Annotated in this window: 18 protein-coding genes; 6 read left to right on the forward strand and 12 right to left on the reverse strand. The window is 62.7% G+C overall.

Going from position 1 to position 22,204, the window contains the following annotated elements; translation table 11 throughout:
- Positions 1 to 13 precede the first annotated feature (13 nt).
- The 6 genes from LMH93_RS08505 to LMH93_RS08530 all read right to left on the reverse strand — a co-directional run bounded on the left by LMH93_RS08505 (position 14) and on the right by LMH93_RS08530 (position 7,830).
- Complete coding sequence (locus LMH93_RS08505; RefSeq protein ID WP_003251534.1) at positions 14 to 1,663, reverse strand: cyclic peptide export ABC transporter; 1,650 nt, start codon at positions 1,661 to 1,663, stop codon at positions 14 to 16.
- A gap of 22 nt (positions 1,664 to 1,685) precedes the next feature.
- Positions 1,686 to 2,705 carry a GNAT family N-acetyltransferase gene (locus LMH93_RS08510; RefSeq protein ID WP_003251532.1) on the reverse strand — a complete coding sequence of 340 codons (1,020 nt, stop codon included), beginning with the start codon at positions 2,703 to 2,705 and terminating at the stop codon, positions 1,686 to 1,688.
- Positions 2,706 to 2,781: 76 nt separating this feature from the next.
- A complete protein-coding gene (locus LMH93_RS08515) occupies positions 2,782 to 4,221 on the reverse strand; it encodes an efflux transporter outer membrane subunit (protein WP_070095857.1) in 1,440 nt (479 codons plus the stop codon).
- A complete protein-coding gene (locus tag LMH93_RS08520; RefSeq protein WP_230065013.1) occupies positions 4,218 to 6,188 on the reverse strand; it encodes a MacB family efflux pump subunit in 1,971 nt (656 codons plus the stop codon). Before LMH93_RS08520 ends, LMH93_RS08515 begins: the two co-directional genes overlap by 4 nt.
- Positions 6,189 to 7,352: an efflux RND transporter periplasmic adaptor subunit gene (locus LMH93_RS08525; RefSeq protein ID WP_019750845.1), complete on the reverse strand. Its 1,164-nt coding sequence runs from the start codon at positions 7,350 to 7,352 to the stop codon at positions 6,189 to 6,191.
- 205 nt (positions 7,353 to 7,557) lie between these two features.
- Complete coding sequence (locus LMH93_RS08530) at positions 7,558 to 7,830, reverse strand: hypothetical protein (RefSeq protein WP_003251523.1); 273 nt, start codon at positions 7,828 to 7,830, stop codon at positions 7,558 to 7,560.
- A gap of 154 nt (positions 7,831 to 7,984) precedes the next feature.
- On the opposite strand from LMH93_RS08530, the gene LMH93_RS08535 reads away from it, so the two are divergent.
- The 4 genes from LMH93_RS08535 to LMH93_RS08550 all read left to right on the forward strand — a co-directional run bounded on the left by LMH93_RS08535 (position 7,985) and on the right by LMH93_RS08550 (position 11,703).
- On the forward strand, positions 7,985 to 8,461 hold the full coding sequence (locus tag LMH93_RS08535; RefSeq protein ID WP_003251521.1) for a PaaI family thioesterase: 477 nt from the start codon (positions 7,985 to 7,987) through the stop codon (positions 8,459 to 8,461).
- Entirely contained in the window at positions 8,458 to 8,940 is a 483-nt protein-coding gene (locus tag LMH93_RS08540) for a PaaI family thioesterase (protein WP_003251519.1), read from the forward strand. The genes LMH93_RS08535 and LMH93_RS08540 overlap by 4 nt, the downstream gene beginning before the upstream one ends.
- Before the next feature lie 69 nt (positions 8,941 to 9,009).
- Positions 9,010 to 10,914: a molecular chaperone HtpG gene (gene htpG, locus LMH93_RS08545; protein ID WP_012051738.1), complete on the forward strand. Its 1,905-nt coding sequence runs from the start codon at positions 9,010 to 9,012 to the stop codon at positions 10,912 to 10,914.
- Between the two features lie 63 nt (positions 10,915 to 10,977).
- On the forward strand, positions 10,978 to 11,703 hold the full coding sequence (locus tag LMH93_RS08550; protein ID WP_003251516.1) for a dienelactone hydrolase family protein: 726 nt from the start codon (positions 10,978 to 10,980) through the stop codon (positions 11,701 to 11,703).
- A gap of 140 nt (positions 11,704 to 11,843) precedes the next feature.
- On the opposite strand, the gene LMH93_RS08555 is transcribed toward LMH93_RS08550, so the two are convergent.
- Positions 11,844 to 12,707: a pirin family protein gene (locus LMH93_RS08555; protein ID WP_003251514.1), complete on the reverse strand. Its 864-nt coding sequence runs from the start codon at positions 12,705 to 12,707 to the stop codon at positions 11,844 to 11,846.
- A 117-nt stretch (positions 12,708 to 12,824) separates the two neighbouring features.
- Here LMH93_RS08555 and LMH93_RS08560 point away from each other — a divergent pair, with 117 nt between their 5' ends.
- Positions 12,825 to 13,832: an amidohydrolase family protein gene (locus tag LMH93_RS08560; protein WP_003251513.1), complete on the forward strand. Its 1,008-nt coding sequence runs from the start codon at positions 12,825 to 12,827 to the stop codon at positions 13,830 to 13,832.
- 157 nt (positions 13,833 to 13,989) lie between these two features.
- Here LMH93_RS08560 and fabB read toward each other — a convergent pair whose 3' ends face one another.
- The 5 genes from fabB to LMH93_RS08585 all read right to left on the reverse strand — a co-directional run bounded on the left by fabB (position 13,990) and on the right by LMH93_RS08585 (position 20,883).
- The gene (fabB, locus tag LMH93_RS08565) at positions 13,990 to 15,210 is read right to left on the reverse strand and encodes a beta-ketoacyl-ACP synthase I (protein WP_003251511.1); all 1,221 of its coding nucleotides are present in this window, start codon (positions 15,208 to 15,210) and stop codon (positions 13,990 to 13,992) included.
- An 11-nt stretch (positions 15,211 to 15,221) separates the two neighbouring features.
- Positions 15,222 to 15,737 carry a 3-hydroxyacyl-[acyl-carrier-protein] dehydratase FabA gene (gene fabA, locus LMH93_RS08570; protein ID WP_003251509.1) on the reverse strand — a complete coding sequence of 172 codons (516 nt, stop codon included), beginning with the start codon at positions 15,735 to 15,737 and terminating at the stop codon, positions 15,222 to 15,224.
- Positions 15,738 to 15,944: 207 nt separating this feature from the next.
- Positions 15,945 to 17,876, reverse strand: a complete 1,932-nt coding sequence (locus tag LMH93_RS08575; protein ID WP_004576958.1) for an ATP-binding protein — start codon at positions 17,874 to 17,876, stop codon at positions 15,945 to 15,947.
- A complete protein-coding gene (locus LMH93_RS08580; protein ID WP_003251504.1) occupies positions 17,873 to 18,763 on the reverse strand; it encodes an ABC transporter substrate-binding protein in 891 nt (296 codons plus the stop codon). The genes LMH93_RS08575 and LMH93_RS08580 overlap by 4 nt, the downstream gene beginning before the upstream one ends.
- Complete coding sequence (locus LMH93_RS08585) at positions 18,763 to 20,883, reverse strand: TonB-dependent receptor plug domain-containing protein (RefSeq protein WP_230065014.1); 2,121 nt, start codon at positions 20,881 to 20,883, stop codon at positions 18,763 to 18,765. Before LMH93_RS08585 ends, LMH93_RS08580 begins: the two co-directional genes overlap by 1 nt.
- Before the next feature lie 275 nt (positions 20,884 to 21,158).
- Here LMH93_RS08585 and LMH93_RS08590 point away from each other — a divergent pair, with 275 nt between their 5' ends.
- Positions 21,159 to 22,184, forward strand: coding sequence for an NAD(P)H-dependent glycerol-3-phosphate dehydrogenase (locus LMH93_RS08590; RefSeq protein ID WP_100774338.1), 1,026 nt, complete (start codon positions 21,159 to 21,161; stop codon positions 22,182 to 22,184).
- Positions 22,185 to 22,204: the final 20 nt, after the last annotated feature.

Raw genomic sequence — 22,204 nt, forward strand, 5'->3', positions numbered from 1 at the left:
GGGATGCAGCCGGTCAGGCCGGCTGGGCTGCGGTGCGAACCTTGCCGCTGTCCATGTGTACCAACTGGTCGGCAATATCGAAGTAGCGGTCATCGTGGGAGATGACAATGATGGTCTTGCCCAGGCGCTTGAGGTCCGGCAGCAGCTCTGTGTAGAAGATGCGGCGGAAGGTTGGGTCCTGATCGGCTGCCCACTCGTCGAACACCAGTACCGGGCGCTGCTCCAGCCAGGCGCTGATCAGGGCCAGGCGCTTGCGTTGCCCAGTGGACAGGTCGGTGGTGGTGAAGGCGCCGTCACGTACGCTGACCTTGTGCGCGATCTCCAGGCGTTGCAGGTATTGGGTCGCATCGTCGGGAATCTGCTGGTCACCCTGGACCACGTCGTCGAACAGGTAGTAGTCGGCGAAAATGGTGGTGAACAGTTGTCGGTAGTCATCCCGGTCAAGCACCGAGACCGGCTGACCATCCAGCAGGATGTCACCACTGTGCGGCGCATACAGGCCAAGCAGCAGCTTGATCAGCGTGGTCTTGCCACAACCGTTCTCGCCGACGATGAACACGATGTCGCCCTGGTTGATCGTGAGGTTCACCGGGCCCAGGCGAAACGGCGTGCTGCCCTCGACGGCCGGAAATGCATACTGCACATTGCGCAGTTCCAGGCTGGTGATGGTTTGGCGCGGTGCGCCTTGGCCGTCGAGCAGCAGGTTCGGTTCGGGCGAGGAAAACTGCTCTGACAGCTCGGCAATGCGCTGGAATGCCACCTGTGCCTTGCTGACCAGCGGCAGTACGCTGACCAGATGGTCCAGTGGGCCTTTCATGTACAGCAGCACCAGCACGAAGCCGGTCATTGCCGCCTGATCGACGCTTGTCCAGGTGCTCTGCAGGGCCAGGGCCAGGCCGATGACGATGAAGAACAGCGTTGAGCCGAACGTCTTGGCCAGGATGTAGGTATTGACTGCCTTGATCTGGATGGCGCTGATCCGCTCGCTGATCCCCTGGATGTGCCGGGTGAACATGCGATACCGGCGCGGCCGGTGTATGCGCAGCTCCTTGGCGCCCTGGGCAATGGCGTTGTAATGCTTCTGCAGGTCGTCCTCGGCCTCGCGGGCGCTATTGAACCCCTTGATGCCGCGCGTGCGGGCGATGACCTGGGCGGTGATGCCGGCGCCCAATGCCAGCAGCATCAGCAGGAACAGCGGGCCGGACAATGTTGCCAGGTAGCCCATGCAGCCCAGCGTCACCGTCAGCGAAATGGTCAGGGGGGCGAAGGCGAACGAGAAATCGCTGATGGTATCGATATCGTGGGTCAGCACCGGTATCAGGCGGTGGCTGCGATAGCGCTCGATCTGCTCGATGGGCGCCGAAAGCACTTTTTCGCCCAGCTCCTTGCGCAGTTTGGCAATGATCTTCTGGCCAACGAAATTGGTGCCCATGTCGGAGAAGATGCTGCTGAGCAAGGTCAGCACGCAGAGGCCGGCAAACAACCACAGCACGGCGTGGGTCAGCCCTGCTTCGCTGTTGAGGGCGCGGTTGATGGTGGCCAGCAGCGTGGTGACGCTGAAGCCGCCGAGGATGCCCAACAGTATGGAAACCAGCACGATGGGCCAGAACGGCTTGAGCAACTGGGCAAGCTCGCGGGTCGCGCTGAGCGGTTTGCGAATCATGGGGAAGTCTTCTCCAGGCGGATCAAAGGACGTGGTCATCAAAGAAGGCTTCGCGCTCCAGACGCAGCAGAGCGGCTTTCTTGTGGGCCAGTTGAATGTCCTTCAGGTGGCCGAAGCCCTGGGACTTGAGGAAGTCGATCTGGCGCGTATGGTCGATGCGCGGCTCGCCGAGAATCCGCTGGGTGCGTGGGTCATCGAGGAACATGTAATGCATCAGCGAGCGGAACCAGCCGCGCAGTTTGCCGATGCCCTGGTGCTTGGGTTCGCCGATCACCACATGCCAGCCACGGTCGTAATCGGCGACGTCGTAGTAGGGGGCGATGCGGTCTTCCTTGCACCAGTACACTTCAAAGTAGGCGAAGGGTTCGTCGTCGAAGCAGCCGATCAGCGGGTGTACGCGCGGGTCGTCGAGCATTTCGCGAATGTATTGCGCATGTTCTTCCGGGGTGCCGGTCTGCTCCCAGAAGAACGCGACTTGCTCCAGGTTCATCCAGCGGTTGAAGGCTGCAAGGTCCTTCACCGGGTCGATGGTGCGCAGTGAAAAGGTGGCGTTCAGCTTCGGCAGATGGCGTCGATAGACTTCGCCCGCCGGTTTGGGCGGGCGTTGCGGGTGGCGTTTCTCGCCGCTGAAGCAATAACGCGGGGCCGTGTGCACGCTGGCCGGCTCGCGAAGCCATGGCAGGGGTTGCTGCCAGAAGGTCTGGCGGGTACAGCGCAGGGCAAGCCTGCCTTGGTCGTCGACCTGCCAGTGATCGAAAATGCCTTCGCGTACCGCACGCACGGCAAATTCCCGGTCGCCAGGGACCTGCACATTCACCTCGTTGCATTGTTTGCGGTGGCAGAAACGGGTCGCCAGCACTGCCAGCATCGCGCTGGCCGGAAATGCTGGCGGAAGTTGCTCGAAGACGATGCGGTTGTCGACCTCCCGGTAGGGGATGGCGGCGCTGCTGTCGAGGCGCAGGCTACCGCTCTCTGGCGTTTCATCCTGGGCACTGGCTTTGCGGCCATCGGCCAGGATCAGACTGAAAGAGGGTGCGTTCATAGGGCTTCCTGTGAGGGGGCGAGTGCGACGTGTCGGGTGCTGTCCATGGATAAAGACGAACCGCACCTGCCGATGTTTAAGCGCCAGGTGCGGCACCCGGTTCAGCGCCAGCGACCTGCCAGCCGCCGCCCAGGGCCTTGTACAGGGCGATGCTGCCCATGACCCGCTTGAGGCGCAGTTGCACATCCTCGTCCTGAGCCTGGTACAGGGTGCGTTGGGTTTGCAGGACGGTCAGCAGGTCCTCGGCGCCCGCCTGGTAGCGGCTTTCGGCGATGTCGAAGGCTTTACGCGCCTGTTGCAGTTCGAACGCCTGCCAATGCAGTTGCCGGTCGATACCGTCCAGGGTATTGAGGGCCTTTTCCACATCGCCGAAACCGGCCAGGATGGCGCCGCGGTAGTTCTGCAGCAGTTCCTCCTGGCTTGCTACCGCCTTGTCGCGTTCAGCGCGCAGGCGGCCGTTGTTGAACACCGGCGTGACCAGGCCTGCGGCGAGGCTGGTGAAGGGGTTGCGCAAGACGTCCGGGAAGTGATCGGCGCCGCTGCCGACGATCAGCGTCAGGTTGAGTTTGGGCAGCATCGCCGCGCGGGCTACGCGCACATTGGCCTGAGCCGCCGCCAGCTTGGCCTCGGCATTGGCGATGTCCGGCCGACGGCTGATCAGTTCGCTGGGCAGGCCCGCATCGATCGAGGGCCAGTTGAGCTGTTCAAAACGCGTGTGGCCCAGTTGCAGGTCCTGCACTGGCTGCCCGACCAGGGTCGCCAGGGTGATCAGGGCCTCCCGGGCCTGTTGCTGGTAAAGCGGGCGTTGCCGTTGCTGGGTGGCGACCAGGCTTTGTTGCTGGGCCAGTTCCAGTGCTGTGGCCGAGCCTGCATCGAAGCGGGTTTGCACCAGTTGCAGGACACGCTCGGCATTGGCCAGGTTAAGGTCGGCAATCCGCCCCTGCTGCTGGAAGGCCAGCGCCTGCATGTAGCTGTCGGCAACCTTGCCGAGCAAGGTCAGTTCAACGGTCGCGCGGTCGAACTCACTGGCTTGCAGGCCGCGCAGGGCACTCTCGCGGGCTGCCGCGTTGCCGCCCCAGAAGTCCACCTCATAGCTGGCCTTCAGGGCCACATCCAGGTAATGAGTGGTGCGCTGGGTCGGGCTGGAATTCAGTTGGCTGTAGCCGTTGCCGTGCTGCAGGCGCTCGCGGTTGGCATTGGCTGCCCCGGTCACCTCGGGCAGCAAGGGGCCGCCGGCAATGACCGCATCAGCCTGTGCCTGGCGAACCCGGGCCATGGCCGCGCCGATTTCGAAGCTGTCGGTGCGGGCTTGCTCCACCAGCTGGTTCAGTGCCGGGCTGCCGAACGACTGCCACCAGCCGGTCAAGTGGCGTGGTGTGCACTGAGGCGCGGCCGCCTGCCAGCGGGCCGGGGTATGCACACCGTGTTGCGGCGGCGTTGCAGGGGTGGCGCAGGCGCTCAGCAGCAGGCAGGCGCCGAGCAGGGGCAAGGGTTTGATCAACGTTGGGGTACTCATACGCTGGTAAGGGCGGCCACCGGGTCGAGCCGTGCAGCCTTGCGGGCGGGCATGAAGCCGAACGCGATACCGGTGACCACCGCGCAGGCGAAGGCACCGATGGCGGCAGGCAGCGAGAAGGCGACGGTGACCTGGCCCAGGCTCAGGGCGCCGCCGATCAGTAATGCCAGGGCGATGCCGCTGACGCCGCCGACCATCGTCAGCATCACGGCTTCAGTAAGGAACTGGCGCAGGATGTCGCGCTGGCGCGCGCCGGTGGCCATGCGGATACCAATTTCCCGTGTGCGCTCGCGCACAGTCATCAGCATGATGTTCATCACCCCGATGCCGCCCACCAGCAGCGAAATGGCGGCAATGGCGCCCAGCATCAGCGACAGCGCGTTCTGCGTTTTGGCTTCGGCCTGGATCATCGCCGCATTGTTGGTCAGTTCGAAGTCGGTTACGCCGTTGTGCAGTTTCAGCAGCAACTGGTCGATGACCTGCTCGGTCTGCTTCACCTGGCGCGCATCTGCGGCGGCGATCACCACGTATTCCGGGGCCTGGTTGCCGAACAGGCGCACGCTGGCGGTGGTGTAGGGCACCATCACTCGGGCGTCGGCATCCTGGTCGCCAGAGCTGGCGCCCTTGCCGGCCAGCACCCCGATGACCTGGAACGGTGCGTTCTCGATGAGAATGTACTGGCCCACCGGGTTGCGGTCGGCAAACAGTTTTTCCCGGGTCTTTTCGCCAATCACTGCCACTGCCGCGCCGGCGGCTTCGTCGGCCTCGGTGAAGAAACTGCCCTGCGCCACTGGCCAGTTGAATATCTGCGGGAAGTAGGTGTTGGAGCCGCCGACATAGAGCTTCAGGTCCTGGTTGCCATAGCGCACACCGGCCTTGCCGCCATTGACGGGCATGATCATGCGCACCTGGGGCAGGGTGGCGATGGCGCGGGTGTCATCCAGGGTGATGATGCCTTCCGGCGCCCTGGGGGCGGGTGGCTTGCCGTTGAGGTAGATGATGTTGGAGCCGAAGGCGCCCATCTGCGCCATGACCTGGCGCTTGCTGCCTTCACCCACTGCCAGCATGACCACCACCGACGCCACGCCGATGATGATGCCCAGCAACGTCAGTGCGGTGCGGAAGCGGTTGATCCACATCACCCTCCACGCCGCCTTGACGGCGTCCAGCAGTTCGCCTTTCCAGGCACCGTTGTGCTCGCTGCCGTCGTTCAGGCGCTGGCGCAGGTCGACGGCCTGCAGCACGTCGACCTCAGGGTGCGCAGCGGGCAGTGGCTCAGGCTGGGCCTGGTCGCTGATGATCTGGCCATCGCGGATTTCGATGATGCGCTTGGCCCGTGCGGCGACTTCCCGGTCGTGGGTGATGAGGATCACCACATGGCCCTGGCTGGCCAGTTCGTCGAGCAGGGCCATGACTTCGGTACCGCTGCGGCTGTCGAGGGCGCCGGTGGGTTCGTCTGCCAGAATGATGTGGCCACCGTTCATCAGCGCGCGGGCTATCGATACGCGTTGTTGCTGGCCGCCGGACAACTGGTGCGGGCGATTACCGGTACGTTCGGCCAGGCCCAGGCGGGTCAGCAGGGCATGGGCGCGTGCGTGGCGCTCGGCGGCAGGCGTGCCGGCATAGATCGCCGGCATTTCGACATTTTCCTGGGCGGTGCCGGAGGCAATCAGGTGATAGCCCTGGAACACGAAACCGAAGGCTTCACGCCGCAGCCAGGCGAGTGCGTCACTGTCCAGGCTGGCCACCTGTTCACCCGCGAACAGGTAGTCGCCACTGGAGGGGCGGTCCAGGCAGCCGAGGATGTTCATCAGCGTAGACTTGCCTGAGCCGGAGGTACCGACAATGGCGACGAATTCACCGGCGTGAATGCTCAGGTTGATACCGCGCAAGACCTCGATTTGCGGTGTATCGACGCCGCCATAGCATTTGCGGATATCGCGCAGCTCAATCAGTGGGACTGGCATTTACCCTCCTGCACTGAGCAAGGGGCTGATCAGCAGGCGATCACCTTCTTCCAGCCCTTCGAGAATCTGCACGCGCAGGCGGTCGCTGATGCCGGTACGCACTTCGCGATTTTCAATGGCGCCGTGTTTCGTCAGTACCTGTGCCAGCCTGCGATCGGGCTGCTTGCCCGGGTTGAGCGCGGAAATCGGGGCGGTCAGCACATTGTGCGCACGGTCAGCGACGAAGAACACCTGGGTGGTCATTTCTGCCATCAGGGCGCCGTCGGCGTTATCGACGTCCAGCAACACCGTATACAACACCACCCGGCCATTGCTTTTGCTGGCCGGGCTGCCGCTGCCCTGGTTGGCATGCTCCAGCGGCTTGGGCGGCACCGGCAGGATCTGCCGTACAGTGCTGTTCCAGCGCCGGGTGCCACCGCTGAGGGTGGTGAAATAGGCGTGCATGCCGGGTTTGACGTGGCCAATGTCCGCTTCCGACACTTCCGCCCAGACTGTCATCGGTGACAATTTGGCGATGCGCAGGATCAGCGGGGTCTGCTGCTGGGCGTTAAGCGTCTGCCCCTCGCGGGCATCCAGTGCGACCACGGTGCCACTCATGGGGGCATAGATGCGGGTGTAACCCAGTTCGGCCTGGTCGCTGCGCAGGCTGGCCTGGGCCTGGCGAATCTGCGCCTGGATCATGTCGATGCGCGCCTGGGTGGCCTTGAGCTCGGCGCGCGCCGTTTGCACATCCTCTTCGCGCGTGGCGCCGCCTGCCGCCAGGCTCTGCTGGCGCTCGGCCTTCTGCCGGGCCAGCTCATGCTGGGCACGTTGCTCTTGCAACTGTGCCTGCAGGTTCTCGACCGAGTAGCGTCCCGCGTCCAGCTTGGCCTGTTGCGTGGAAGGGTCGATCTCGACCAGCAACTGGCCTTCTTGCACCGCGTCGCCGACCTCGACCTTGATGGCACGGATCTGCCCGGATGCCTGGGCGCCGACGTCAACATAACGGCGTGGCTGCAAGGTGCCGATAGCGGTAACGCTGCTCTCGATATCACCCCGGCTGACAGTGACGGTATTCAGGCCATCATGGCGGGGTGGCATGATTTGCCAGGCACTTACGGCCAGCAATGTCGCCAGGCCAACTAAGGTGATCAGGGCCCGGCGGGCCAAGGGGGGACGTTTCATGCAGGGTTCCGGCCAAAGTAAGTTCCTCCGAGACACGTCGCGGGGTTGTACTTTGAACGAGAACCCGCCCGCAAAATTTACTGCGCGGCACGCGGCGGGTGCTGATAAATGCCGGCGGCGAGTGAACTATTGGGTTAAACGTTTAAGCTGCAACTTGCAAACACAAAAAAACCCGACAGTTGTCGGGTTTTTTTGTTGACGCGAGTTACTGCTTGGCAGGTTCTGCCGGCGTAGCTGGAGCCGGAGTAGCCGGAGCGGCTTCTTCGGCAGCCTTCTGCTCGGCTTCGGCCTGATCTTTGGCAGCTTCGGCGTTTTCCTTGGCGGCTTCGTTCATCTTATCCTGAGCTTCACCCATTTTTTCCTGGGCTTGCTCGGCGTGTTGCTGTGCGTCCTGGGCTTTGTCTTCGCTCGCTTTATCGCAAGCAGCCAGGCCCATGGCAGCGGCCAGCATCAGAGCAAAAGCAAAAGGTTTACGCATGGGGGTGTTTCTCCTTGGTGGAATAAGTGACTTGTTCCTTCGAGTGCAACTACGCGGAATAAGTTCCACGAAGATTACAGATATATAACGCCCCGTTCTACATAGACTTTTTAACGAATTTATGCCGCTGCCCTGCGGCCGGTGGGAACAGCCGATGAACGATTCAACCTTGATGGCAATGGCCGAACGCTTTCTCTCGGCGTTAAAACATTGTCAGCTGTTGCAGATGCGCGTGGCGCAGGCTGATGGTGATGGCATGACCCTGGTCCTGCCATGGTCGCCAGCGATTGTCGGCAACCCGCAAACCGGTGCCGTGCACGGCGGTGCGCTGACCACGCTGATGGACACCACCTGTGGCATGGCCACGTTGTGTGTGCTGCCGCGCTTCGAAGTGTGCCCGACGTTGGACCTGCGCATCGACTACATGCACCCGGCTGAGGCTGGCAAGGACATCTACGGCCACGCCCAGTGCTACCGTGTTACCCGCGACGTGATCTTTACCCGTGGCACCGCCTACCAGGACGACCCCGACCAGCCCATCTGCCAGGTGGTGGGCACGTTCATGCGCCTGGGCCAGGACATCAAGGGCGGCATCCGTTTCGGCGACAGTCTGAAGGAGGGCAAGGCATGATTCCGCACGCGGTGCGCCAGCAGCTCAACGCCGCCCATGCGGTGGGCGACTATCGACCATTGCTGGCGCTGATTCCCTATGCCGGGCTGATCGGCATCGAATGCGAACGTCAGGGCGATGATGTGTTGTTCCGCCTGCCGGCAAGCCCGGACAATATCGGCAACCCACTGCTACCGGCCATTCATGGCGGCGTGATCGCCGGCTTCATGGAGCTGTCGGCAGCGCTGTACCTGCTGATCTACAGCGAGAGCGCAAGCATTCCGAAGATCATCGACTTTTCTATCGACTACCTGCGCGCCGGGCATTTTCGCGATACCTACGCCCAGTGCCAGCTGTGGCGTCAGGGCCGGCGGGTGACCAACGTGGCCATCACCGCCTGGCAGGGCGACAGGCAGTCGCCGATTGCCACGGCCCGTGCGCATTTCAAGATCGAACCGGAAAAGCCCTTGAAATCATCCGGGCAGCCCCCATCTGCATGACATCCGCCGTTAACGCTGGCCGAACCGGCCGCCAGGCGTCACCGCCATCAGATCGGAGTTTCGAAGACCATGACTGTGGAAACACAAAAGGAAACGTTGGGCTTCCAGACCGAGGTGAAGCAACTGCTGCACCTCATGATTCACTCGCTGTACTCGAACAAGGAAATCTTCCTGCGGGAGCTGATTTCCAATGCTTCCGACGCCGCCGACAAGCTGCGTTTCGAAGCCCTGGCCAAGCCAGAGCTGCTCGAAGGCGATGCTGACCTGAAGATTCGCCTGAGCTTCGACAAGGACGCCGGTACCGTGACCCTCGAGGACAACGGCATCGGCATGAGCCGCGAAGACGTCATTGCCCACCTGGGCACCATCGCCAAGTCCGGCACTGCCGACTTCATGAAGAACCTCACCGGTGACCAGAAGAAGGACTCGCACCTGATCGGTCAGTTCGGCGTGGGCTTCTACTCCGCGTTCATCGTTGCCGACAAGGTCGACGTGTACAGCCGCCGTGCGGGCCAGCCCGCGGCCGAAGGTGTGCACTGGTCGTCGAAAGGCGAGGGCGAATTCGAAGTCGCCACCATCGACAAACCACAGCGCGGTACCCGTATCGTCCTGCACCTGAAGAAGGACGAGCAGGAGTTCGCCGATGGCTGGCGCCTGCGCAACGTGGTCAAGAAATACTCCGACCACATCGCCCTGCCGATTCAACTGCCGAAAGAGCAGGCCGCCGCTGAAGGTGAAGAGCAGCCGGCCGAAGAGTGGGAAACCGTCAACCGTGCCAGCGCCCTGTGGACCCGTTCGCGCACCGAGGTGAAGGACGAGGAATACCAGGAGTTCTACAAGCACATCGGCCATGACTTCGAAAACCCGCTGGCCTGGAGCCACAACAAGGTCGAAGGCAAGCTTGAATACAACTCGCTGCTGTACGTGCCGGCCCGTGCGCCGTTCGACCTGTACCAGCGCGAAGCACCGCGCGGCCTGAAGCTGTACGTGCAGCGTGTGTTCATCATGGACCAGGCCGAGTCGTTCCTGCCGCTGTACCTGCGCTTCATCAAGGGTGTGGTTGATTCCAACGACCTGTCGCTGAACGTGTCGCGTGAAATCCTGCAGAAAGACCCGATCATCGATTCGATGAAGACCGCGCTGACCAAGCGTGTGCTGGACATGCTGGAGAAGCTGGCGAAGAACGAACCCGAGCAATACAAGGGCTTCTGGAAAAACTTCGGTCAGGTGCTGAAAGAGGGCCCGGCCGAAGATTTTGCCAACAAGGAGAAAATCGCCGGCCTGCTGCGCTTTGCTTCCACCCAGGACGACAGCGGCGAGCAGAGCGTCGCCCTGGCCGACTACCTGGCCCGCGCCAAGGAAGGTCAGGACAAGATCTATTACCTCACCGGCGAGTCGTACGCGCAGGTCAAGAACAGCCCGCACCTGGAAGTCTTCCGCAAGAAAGGCATCGAAGTGCTGCTGCTCACTGACCGCATCGACGAGTGGCTGATGAGCTACCTCAACGAATTCGACGGCAAGGCCTTTGTCGATATTGCCCGTGGTGACCTGGACCTGGGCAAGCTGGATTCGGAAGAAGACAAGAAAGCCCAGGAAGAAGTCGCCAAGGACAAGGAAGGTTTGGTCGAGCGACTGAAAGGTGCGCTGGGTGACAGCGTGGCCGAAGTGCGCGTCTCGCACCGCCTGACCGATTCGCCGGCGATCCTGGCCATCGGCGAGCAGGACTTGGGCCTGCAGATGCGCCAGATCCTGGAAGCCAGCGGGCAGAAAGTGCCGGAGTCCAAGCCGATCTTCGAGTTCAACCCGAGCCACCCGCTGATCGAGAAGCTGGACCACGAGCAGAGCGAAGACCGTTTCGCCGAGCTGTCACACATCCTGTTCGATCAGGCGGCCCTGGCGGCCGGTGACAGCCTGAAGGACCCGGCGGCATACGTTCGTCGCCTGAACAAGCTACTGGTCGAGCTGTCTGCTTGAGTTGATGCACAGCAAAGCCCGCTTCGGCGGGCTTTTTTATGACGAGTGCCAAAGGAGTGCTTGATGAGCAAAGTAATCGTCGAATCGCTGGTTTATCACCTGTCTGGCAAGGCCTTCGAAAGCCGTTTGGTCTATGAGCCGGGTGCGCTGGGCCGCCCAGGGCTGGTGATGGCGCCGAACTGGATGGGCATTGGTGAAGGTGCCGAGCGCATTGCCAAGGAAGTGGCCGAGAAGGGCTATGTGGTGCTGATCGCCGACCTGTACGGGCAATCGGTGCGCCCGTCCAATGCCGATGAAGCAGGCGTGGCGATGATGCCGCTGAAGAATGACCGTGGCGAACTGCGCAAGCGCATGCAGGAAGCCCTGGCGCAATTGCTGGGGCAGTCGAAGGCGCTGCTGGAGCCTGGCAAGGTGGCCACCTTCGGCTTCTGCTTCGGTGGCTGCTGTGCGTTGGAACTGGCCCGTAGCGGCGCCGACCTGCGTGCGGCCGTGTCGTTCCACGGCACCCTGGACACGCCGGACCCTGAAGATGCCAAGCACATCAAGGGCTCGGTGCTGGTGTTGCACGGTGCCTCCGACCCATTGGTGCCTAAGGAGCAGTTGCCAGCATTCGAGGACGAGATGAACGCGGCCAAGGTGGACTGGCAGTTGCTCAGTTATGGCGGCGCGGTGCACTCGTTTACCGACCCGAATGCCAATGTGCCGGGCAAGATGCAGTATAACCGGCGCACTTCCGAGCGAGCGTTTCGTTCGATGCATAATCTGCTGAGTGAAGTATTCCAGCGCTGAGATTGCAGGGGGCTGCTTTGCAGCCCTTCGCGGGTAAACCCGCGCCTACACGACGGCCTGCGCCCAATCACCGACCTGTGTCCACCCCCGATCAGGTGTAGGAGCGGGTTTACCCGCGAAGGGCCGCAAAGCGGCCCCGATCACCGAGGCAACTCGATCCTCGAATGTTCCCCCGGCACCTCCGGCCAATCCCCCGCAGCCCATCTGGCCCGGGCCCGCTCGATCAGCTCCGGGTCGCTGGCGACGAAGTTCCAGTTCATCCGACGCGGCCCATCCAGCGGTGCGCCGCCAATCAGTACCAGTTGGCATTCACCCTCGGCATACAATGTCACCTCTTCGCCCTGCGGCAACACCACCAGGGTGCACGGCTCCACGTCTTCATCGTTCATCATCAACTCACCATCGAGCACGTACAGCGCCCGCTGCACATGCTCGGTCGGTACCAGCAAGGTGGTCGCCGGTTGCATCCGGACATGCGCATAAAGGGTAGGGGACAGCACCGGCACCGGTGACGCCAGGCAGAACCCGCTGCCCGCAATCATGCAGATACGTACACCCAGGCTGTCACTGACGGGCAGGCTCTCGGCGGGGTGATGGCTGTAACTTGCCGGGCCTTGCTCAAACGCGCGTGGCGACGCCAGCCATACCTGCAGCCCATGCAGGCGCGAACCATGGGCCAGGGCATCTTCCGGGGTGCGCTCGACATGGGCGACGCCGCTGCCCGCAGTCATCCAGCTGACATCACCAGGCAGCACCCGCTGCGCCGAGCCGAGGCTGTCCTTGTGCAGGATTGCGCCTTCGAACAGGTAGGTCAGGGTGGACAGGCCGATATGCGGGTGCTGGCGGATGTCCATGCCATGCCCCGGGGCATAGTCTGTTTCGAGCATGTGGTCGAAGAACACGAACGGGCCGACGCTGCGGCACTGGGCTGATGGCAGCGGGCGCAGGATCGGCTGGCCCTCGACCGTCTCGGCTCGGGGGTGGATGACCAGTGGGCTGCTCATGGGGAAGGCTCCAGGCACGGTGGAAGTGCCTCAAGCATAGCGGTTTGCCCGCCGTGGCTGAACCGTCTTGGCGGCCGCCTGGTCTACTGGGTTCGTACTTGCATGAGGAAGATGACCATGACCGCCAGAGCGCTGGCTTGTGTGCTGTTGTTCGGCTGGCTGTGCCAGGCGGCCCAGGCGCGCGAGTACCGCTACAGTGATGCCCACTTGCACTACGTGGACTTCTTCCAGGAAAGTGAAGGCATGCCGGCGCTGATCAAGGCCATGGATGCCGCAGGGGTTGAGCAGTCGATGATTTCAGGCATACCCGTGGCCAAGAAATGGCACGAAGACGAGCCCAAGCGCCCGCGCTACTACGCCGGTGATGACGCCGACGCCTATTGGTACAGCGCCACCGACACTTACGTGGCGGCGGCGCTGCAGCAATTGCCAAGTGAGCAGCGCAAGCGGTTCCACCCGTTCCTCAGTGGTTTCAACCCGGTGGACAAGAATGCTGTCAGCCATATCGAGCGCATGCTCGATATGTACCCGGGGCTGTGGCAGGGCATCGGCGAGGTGTTCACCCGACATGATGACCTGACAGCGCTGACCAGTGGCGACACGCCACGTGCCAATAATGAAGCCATGACGCGTATCTACCACCTGGCGGCCGAGCGCGACCTGCCCGTGCTGCTGCATTCCAACATCACCTCCAAGCGCGAGCGCAACCCGCTGTACCTGGCGGAGATCGAAGAGCCGCTGCGCAACCATCCGCACACGCGATTCATCTGGGCGCATGCGGGCAGCAGCATGGAGATACACCGCCACCAGACGCAGATGGACTTTCTACTGCCGGTGCTGACGCGATTGCTGGAGGACTACCCGAACCTGTATGTCGATTTGTCGTGGAGTGTGCTGCAGCCGTATTTGCTGGATGAGCAGGGCGTGCCGCGCAAGGCATGGTTGGCGCTGGTCGAGAAGTACCCGGAGCGGTTCATGCTGGGGTCGGATGTGGTGGGGCGGTTCGGCAGCCTGGGGGAGCAGATGCACGGGTTCAAGCCGTTTCTGGATGCCTTGCCGGAGGCGGTGGCGCACAAGGTGGCCCGGGAGAATTTTCTGGCGGTGTTGCCCAAGGTACAGCAGTGACCTGTGCGGGCCTCTTCGCGGGTAAACCCGCTCCTACAGGGTGGGCACAGCGCTGAAGGCTTGTGTGGTGGGTTTACCCGCGAAGAGGCCCGCACAGGCAATACAAACAAAAACGCCCCGAACCAGTCGGGGCGTTTTCATTGACAGCAGCAGCGTCTTACTTGCCTTCCCAGCGCTTGAGCACCAGGGTGGCGTTGGTGCCGCCGAAGCCGAAGCTGTTGCTCATGACCGTGTCGATCTTGGCGTTTTCTTCGGTTTTACGCAGGATTGGCAAGTCGGCGACTTCCGGATCCAGCTCGTCGATGTTGGCAGAGCCGGCGATGAAGTTGTTTTCCATCATCAGCAGGCAGTAGATCGCCTCGTGCACGCCGGCAGCGCCCAGCGAGTGACCCGACAGGCTCTTGGTAGAGCTGATCTTCGGCGCCTTGTCGCCGAACACGGCACGCACGCCCTTGATCTCGGCCACGTCACCGACCGGGGTCGAGGTACCGTGGGTGTTCAGGTAGTCGATCGGGGTGTCGACAGTGGACAGCGCCTGCTGCATGCAGCGGATGGCGCCTTCGCCGCTCGGTGCAACCATGTCGTAGCCGTCGGAAGTCGCACCGTAGCCAACGATTTCGGCGTAGATCTTGGCGCCGCGGGCCAGGGCGTGTTCCAGTTCCTCGACCACGACCATGCCGCCACCGCCAGCGATGACGAAACCATCACGGTCAGCGTCGTAGGCGCGCGAGGCCAGTTCCGGGGTTTCGTTGCGCTTGGTCGACAGGGCGCCCATGGCATCGAACAGGAACGACTGGCTCCAGTGCTCTTCTTCACCACCACCGGCGAAGACGATGTCCTGCTTGCCCCACTGGATCTGCTCCAGTGCGGTACCGATGCAGTGAGCCGAAGTGGCGCAGGCCGACGAGATCGAGTAGTTGATGCCCTTGATCTTGAACGGGGTGGCCAGGCATGCCGACACGGTGCTGCCCATGGTGCGGGTAACGCGGTATGGGCCGACGCGCTTGACGCCTTTCTCACGCAGGGTGTCCAGCGCTTCCATCTGGTTCAGGGTCGAGGCGCCGCCGGAACCGGCCACCAGGCCGGTACGCGGGTTGGAAACCTGCTCTTCGGTCAGGCCGGCGTCCTTGATCGCGTCCTGCATGGCCAGGTAGGCGTAGGCAGCCGCATGGCCGACGAAGCGGTAAACCTTGCGGTCGATCAGTTCTTCGAGGTTGAGGTCGATGGAACCGGAAACCTGGCTACGCAGCCCCATTTCCTTGTATTCCGGGTTGAAACGGATACCCGGACGGCTGTTGCGCAGGTTTTCGGTGACGGTAGCTTTGTCATTGCCCAGGCACGATACGATGCCCAGACCAGTGATAACGACGCGGCGCATGCGAATAACCCTTAGAAATTGTCAGTGGAGGTGAACACGCCGACCCGCAGGCCTTCGGCAGTGTAGATCTCGCGGCCGTCGACGCTGACCGAGCCATCGGCGATGGCCATGTTCAGCTTGCCCTTCAGGACGCGCTTGATGTGAATGTTGTACGTGACTTTCTTGGCTTCAGGCAGTACCTGGCCAAAGAATTTCACCTCGCCCGAACCCAGGGCGCGGCCACGGCCTGGCAGGCCCTGCCAGCCGAGGAAGAAGCCAACCAGCTGCCACATGGCGTCGAGGCCCAGGCAGCCCGGCATGACCGGATCGCCTTCGAAATGGCAGGCGAAGAACCACAGGTCCGGGTTGATATCCAGCTCGGCGACCAACTCACCTTTGCCGTACTTGCCGCCTTCTTCGCTGATATGGGTGATGCGATCGACCATCAGCATGTTCGGCGCGGGCAGTTGCGCATTACCTGGGCCGAACAGCTCACCGCGACTGCAGCGCAGCAGGTCTTCCCGAGTAAAGGCGTGTTGTTTGGTCATGCGAGCTCCTCAATAACCCCCTGCGGCAGGGGATGAATCTTCCCGGCCGGCCCGAAAACCAAGCGCTTCGAGACGGCAGCCTACAGGTAGACTATTGCGTTGTGGTGAAAGTCACAGCGCACCTGGTGAAAGAAGTACAGGTGTGCACTGAAACGTCTATTTTCAGGTCCGATGAAGGTCCTGTCCAGTGTTTAAGACTGCCGCACTTTAGCATTTATCGCCAGTCGCGGTTGTCTGACCGGGTAACCAGCGCTGCAGCACCTGCTGCAATTCGGTACGGCGCAAGGGTTTGCTCAGGTAATCGTCCATACCAGCGGCCATGCAACGTTCGCGGTCGCCCTGCAACGCGTTGGCGGTCAGGGCGATGATCGGTAGCCCAGCGCCGTTGGGCAACTGGCGGATGCGTCGGGTGGCTTCATAGCCGTCCAGGTGCGGCAGGCGGCAATCCATCAGCACGGCAGCAAAGCGCTGCTGGCCGACCCGCTCGACGGCTTCAAGGCCATCTTCTGCCGTGCATACTGCCAGCCCCAGGCTGCGCAGCATGGCTTCCACGACACTGCGGTTGACCGGATTGTCCTCCACCAGCAGTACCTGATCATTGTCCGGCACCGTCGTTCGTGCAGCCGTTGGCGGCGTCAGCGGGATGGGGGCAGGGGTGGCGAGTGCCAGCGGCATCTCCAGGGTAAAGGTCGAACCCAGGCCCTCACGGCTTTCACCGCGGAGCTTGCCGCCCATGCGCTCGGCCAAGGTACGAGCGATCGACAGCCCCAGCCCGGTACCGCCATAACGACGGGAAATCGAGCTGTCGGCCTGCTGGAAGGCGACGAACATCATTTCCAGGCGGTCGCTGTCGATGCCGATGCCGGTGTCGCGCACGCTGCAGGTCAGCCAGATCAGCTGCCGGTCGAGCACCTGCCAGCGTGCGTCAACTTGCACCTGGCCACGTTCGGTGAACTTCAGGGCGTTGCCCACCAGGTTCAGCAGGATCTGGCGGATGCGCGTGGGGTCGCCGTTCACCTGCAACTGCTCGATGCCGGCCGGCAGTTGCAGGTGCAGGCCCAGGCCGCGTTGCTGGGCGCTGTGCTGGAACGACTGGACACTGCTGGTGATCAGCTCGCCCAGGTTGAAGTCGATGTGCTCCAGCTGCAGCGCGGCGCGTTCGATGCGCGAAAAATCGAGGATGTCGTTGATGACCTTCAGCAAGTGCCCGGTGGACTCGCTGGCCACTGCCGTGTAATCGGCCTGTTCATTGCTCAGCGGCGTGGTTTCCAGCAGTTGCAGCATGCCCAGCACGCCATTCATCGGGGTGCGCAACTCATGGCTCATCATCGCCAGGAAATCCGATTTGGCGCGGTTGGCCTGTTCGGCCTCCTCGCGGGCCTGTATCAGTTCGGCAATGGCCTGCTTCTGTTCGGCACTGGCCTGTTCCAGGGCGCTGGCCAGGTTGTTGATGTGGCGGGCCAAGTGGCCCAGCTCGCTGTCGTCGACGACCGGCAAGGGGGTGTTGTACTTGCCTTGCTGAATTGCCTTGACCGCATGGCCCATGTCGCTGATCGGCTTGGCCAGGCTCAGGGCCAGGCGGCGTGCCAGCAAGAAGGTGAACAGCAGGGCGAACAACGCCAGGATCCCGGCCTTGATCACGATTTCCTGCTGGCGCTGACTGAAGGCGTCATCGGACATGCCGACGATCACGCGGCCCAGGTAGTCGTCACCGATGGCCGGGGTGGTGGCTTTGCCCTGTTGCAGGAAGTCGTTGTCCAGGCGGATTTGCTGCAGGCGAATGGGCGCCTGGAACACTTCGACCCGTTGCGCGCGGTTGGCACTTTCGTCGGACTGCTCGACGTACACCAGGATGTGGTTGCGGCTGTCCTGCACTTCCAGAAAGCGCACGTGCGGGATGCTGAGGGTGGCACGCATCAGCCCTTCAAGCACTTCGTTGTTGCCCGAAATCACCCCATACTCCGACGCCGGTGCCAACTGGTTGGCGATCAGTTGCCCGGTGTGGTTGAGTTCCTGGCGCAGGTCCTGGATGCGTACGAAGGTGAAGAAACTGATCAGGAGCAAGGTCAGTAGCAGGGCGGGGCCGAGACTGATGATCTGCGTGCGGGTATGAATGTCCCAGCTCAAGCGTTTGCTCATGGGGTGGGTTCTCCCTCGGCCAGGGCCTTGACGGCGGCGTTCTGATCGATCGGTTCAAGGCCCAGGGCCCGGGCCACCTGCTGGTTGCCACTGACCCCGTAGCGCATTGGGTACAGGCTGCGCGGCCAGCGTGTCGGCGGCTGGTCGAGCAACTGGTCGAGCACCCACAGCCAGTCGTCCTGGTCGCTGTAGGTACTGGCCAGGGCGCCGGCGCGAACGAAGCCGGCGTTCGGGCCGATCAGTGCCATCTGCCGGCCATAACTGCTCAACAGCAGGTTCTTTGCGGTCTTGGAGTTGTACAAGTCAGGGTCGTCCAGGCCCAGTAGCACATCGCTGTTGCCCAGCAGGTGCTGCAGCGGCCGGTTGTCACGCGGGTCGGACCAGTCCTGGGCCACGATCTCCAGGCCTAGCGGCCGTGCAGCATGGCGCAGTTCGTCCAGCAGAAAGCTGCTGTGCTCGCCGTACAGCACGCCAACGCGCCTGGCCTGCGGCAACAAGTAGCGTGCCAGGCGCAGTTGCCGTCCCAACGGTGCGTCGCTCCACAACAGTGTGAGGAACGCGGGGCGCGACTTTCCCAGGCGCTGTTCAGCCTGTACCCGGCTGACCCGCATGACCAGCGCCGGCGGGCCGGCGGTTTCGCCCAGGCGCCATTCCAGTGCTGCGTTGTCGAGCAGGATCAGGCGTTGGTCGGCTTTGAGCTTGCCCGGGCGCGGCAGTTCGGTGGTGGTGCGAAACTGCACATGATCGTGTGGCCGGCGGCTTTCCAGTGCGGCGATGAAGCTGCGTACACCGGGCTGGTCCTCAGCCCCAACCAGCAGGACTTCGCTGGCGGACAAAGGCCCCAACGGCCACAGGCAGAGCAGCAACAGGCGCAGCAGCAGGGCCATCAGAACTCCAGCTCCGCGCTCACGCTCAGGCGGTGACGGCTGTCGTAGCGGTTCTGCAGGGCCGAGGTCGGTTCATCGTCCAGGCGCTGCTGCCACAGCGCCGCCAGCTCCAGGTTGCTGCCATACACCCGAAAACGCTTGGCCAGGCGCAGGTCCAGACGCTCGTAGCGGTACTGGTTGAGGGCATCGTCACCGTAATAGAACAGCGCGCTCGACCAGCCGGCACCCCATTCGCGCATCCACCCGGCCGAGCCGCTGTTGCGGGCGCTAAGGCGACGGTCGTCGGGGTTACTGGCCCAGGCATCGACGTAGGCATAGGTCAGACGCAGGCGGTCGCGCAGGGTGGGGCGCCAGTCCATTTGCGCCTCACTGCCGCTGAAACGGGCCTTGTTGGCGTTGCTGGCGATGTACTGGTTGTTCCTCAGCGGCTCGCTGATCATGCCGGTGATCTCGTCGTAGAACAGCTTTACATCCAGGCTCAGGTCGATGTCGCTGAAAAAGCCGTTGTAGCCCAGCTCGCGCGAGCGCATGCGCTCCTGTTCAAGGTCGCCAGGGCCACGGGTCTTGACGAAGTATTCGCCGTTTTGCAGCTTGAATGCATTAGGGGTTGGGGTCAGGTTCTTGACCGTGTAACTCCAGTTGACGTTGTTCTCGAACATGTCTGGCGAGCGCACAGCCTCGGAATACACCGCACGCAGGCCATGGCGCGGGGTGATCAGGTAGTTGATCGCCACCCGCGGGGTCAGCGAGCTGCCGGACAGGCGGGAGTCCTCGAGCATGGCGCCGCCCTGCAGGATCCAGTGCTCGTCGGCGCGCCATTCCAGCTGGCCGAACAGGCGCCAGGTCTGGTCGTCGATGCTGCCGTTGAAGTAGGTCTGCGAGTCGGCGCGATCATAGCGGTAGTTCATGCCGCTGAGCAGGCGCAGGCTGTCGGTCAGGCTCAGGGTGTCCTGGATTTCCAGGTCGTAGCGGGTTTCGCGGGTGCTCTGGTCGACGTCGCCGCAGACCTGCTGATCTCCACCTTCCTTCCATTGCTGTTTCACCTTTTCCAGGAGCTCACTCAGGACAGGGTCGCTGGTCGAAAGTGGTGTTCCTCCAGCGATTCCGCGCGCTACTTTCTCGGCAAAATCGGGATTGATTTGCCAGATCTGAGTCAATTCGGGGCTGAATGATTGCAAGGCATCGCAAGCGCGCCAGACTTGCTGGCGGTCAAAATGCTGGGCTGAGCCCTGGATATAAAGGCTGTGTTCAGCGCTGAAGTCTTTGGTCCAGCGCAACGAGCCCGCATAGTCCTTGGCGTTGACGTCGGCATTGTTCCCGGACTCGTACTGCTGGAACACCGGCTGGTAGGTGTAGGGCCGCTGATTGCTGCCTTCCTTGGCCGCCAGTTGCCACTCCAGGGTCTGGTCGACCGCCAGGTTGTGGTTGGCGCTGAGGTTGAAGCGGGTCAGGCGGCGGCTGTCGCGGTAGTCCTGGCCGAACTGGTTCTCATCGAAGCCGTCGTCCTGTTGGCCCGACAGCGACAGGCGCATGTCGCCACCGTCCCAACCGAAGCCGTGGCTGGCATAGAAGTCGTTGATGCCGTCCTGGCCGCGCGTCACTTTCAGCCGTGTACCATGGCTGTCGGCGGGGTTGCGGGTGAGGATGTTGACCACTGCCATCAGCGCGTTGGCGCCATAGCTGACGGTGTTCGGGCCGCGGAACACCTCGATGCGCTCGATGTCCTCCATGGCCAAGGGGATGTCGCTCCAGTCCACCGTGGCCAGGCCTGCGCGGTACACCGAACGGCCATCGATCAGTACCTGCATGCGCCGTGCGTCGTTGACGTTGCTGCCGTGGTAGTTGACCGTGGGTTGATTGCCGGCACCGTAGCCGATCATCATGCCCGGTACCAGGCGCAGCAGTTCGGGGATGTCACGGGCACCGCTGGCGCGAATCAGTTCGCTGTCGAGTACGGTCATGCTGCCCGGGACAGCGGCGGGGGATTGTTTCAGGCGTGTGGCGGTCAGAACCTGTGGCAGGTCGGGGGTGTCGATGAACAGGTCGTCGGCCGCAGCCTGGCCGCCGAGCAGGGCGGTCAATAACAGCAGGCGCGGGTACGGTGGCGTGCCAGGGAACACGGAGCGGCCTTTGTTTCAGGATTGAAACAGGCATGGTAACTGACCTTGGCGTATTTTCCAGTGATCTGCAGCGGTTTTGCAGCGTGCCTGTCTTGACGCTTTCGTGGGGGCGGAAATCGAGCGCCGCCGGTGCGGCGCATCGCCAGCAAGCTCGCGCCTGCATTTGTTGCAACGTGGCCATGACAGTGTGATCTGCGTTGCTGACCTTGGCGCATGGCAGGCGAGCCGTATAATGGCGGGGTCGCCACTTAACTTTTGGCTTTAATGGATTGGATATGACTGAACAGCAACCTGTTGCGGTTCTGGGCGGCGGTAGCTTCGGCACCGCCGTGGCGAACCTGCTGGCGGAAAACGGTGTGCCGGTGCGTCAATGGATGCGCGACCCGGCGCAGGCCGAGGCCATGCGTGTGAATCGCGAGAATCCGCGCTACCTCAAGGGTATCCGCCTGCACGATGGGGTTGAGCCGGTCAACGACTTGCTGGCCACCCTGCAGGCCAGCGAGCTGATCTTCGTTGCCCTGCCATCGAGTGCCTTGCGCAGCGTGCTGGCCCCGCATGCCGAGCTGCTGCGCGGCAAAGGCCTGGTCAGCCTGACCAAGGGCATCGAAGCGCAAAGCTTCAAGCTGATGAGCCAGATCCTCGAAGAAATCGCCCCCGAGGCGCGCATCGGCGTTTTGTCAGGGCCCAACCTGGCGCGCGAAATCGCCGAACATGCACTGACTGCCACAGTAGTGGCCAGTGAGCACGAAGATCTGTGCCAGGAGGTACAGGCCGTGCTGCACGGGCGTACCTTCCGCGTCTACGCCAGTGCCGACCGTTTCGGCGTCGAACTGGGCGGTGCATTGAAGAACGTCTACGCGATCATCGCCGGCATGGCTGTGGCCTTGGGGATGGGCGAGAACACCAAGAGCATGCTGATTACCCGGGCCTTGGCCGAGATGACCCGTTTCGCCGTCAGCCAGGGCGCCAACCCCATGACCTTCCTCGGCCTGGCCGGTGTCGGTGACCTGATCGTCACCTGCTCCTCGCCCAAGAGCCGCAACTATCAGGTTGGCTACGCACTGGGGCAGGGTCAAAGCCTGGAAGAGGCAGTCAACCGCCTGGGCGAAGTGGCCGAGGGGGTCAACACGCTCAAGGTGCTCAAGACCAAGGCCCAGCAAGTGCAGGTGTACATGCCGCTGGTGGCCGGCCTGCATGCCATCCTGTTCGAAGGCCGCACGCTGAACCAGGTGATCGAGCACCTGATGCGCGCCGAGCCCAAGACCGATGTCGATTTCATTTCCATCAGCGGTTTCAACTGAGCCCTTGGCGGCTCTGACAC

This window comes from Pseudomonas sp. CIP-10 (genome assembly GCF_020911845.1).
GTDB lineage: Bacteria > Pseudomonadota > Gammaproteobacteria > Pseudomonadales > Pseudomonadaceae > Aquipseudomonas > Aquipseudomonas alloputida.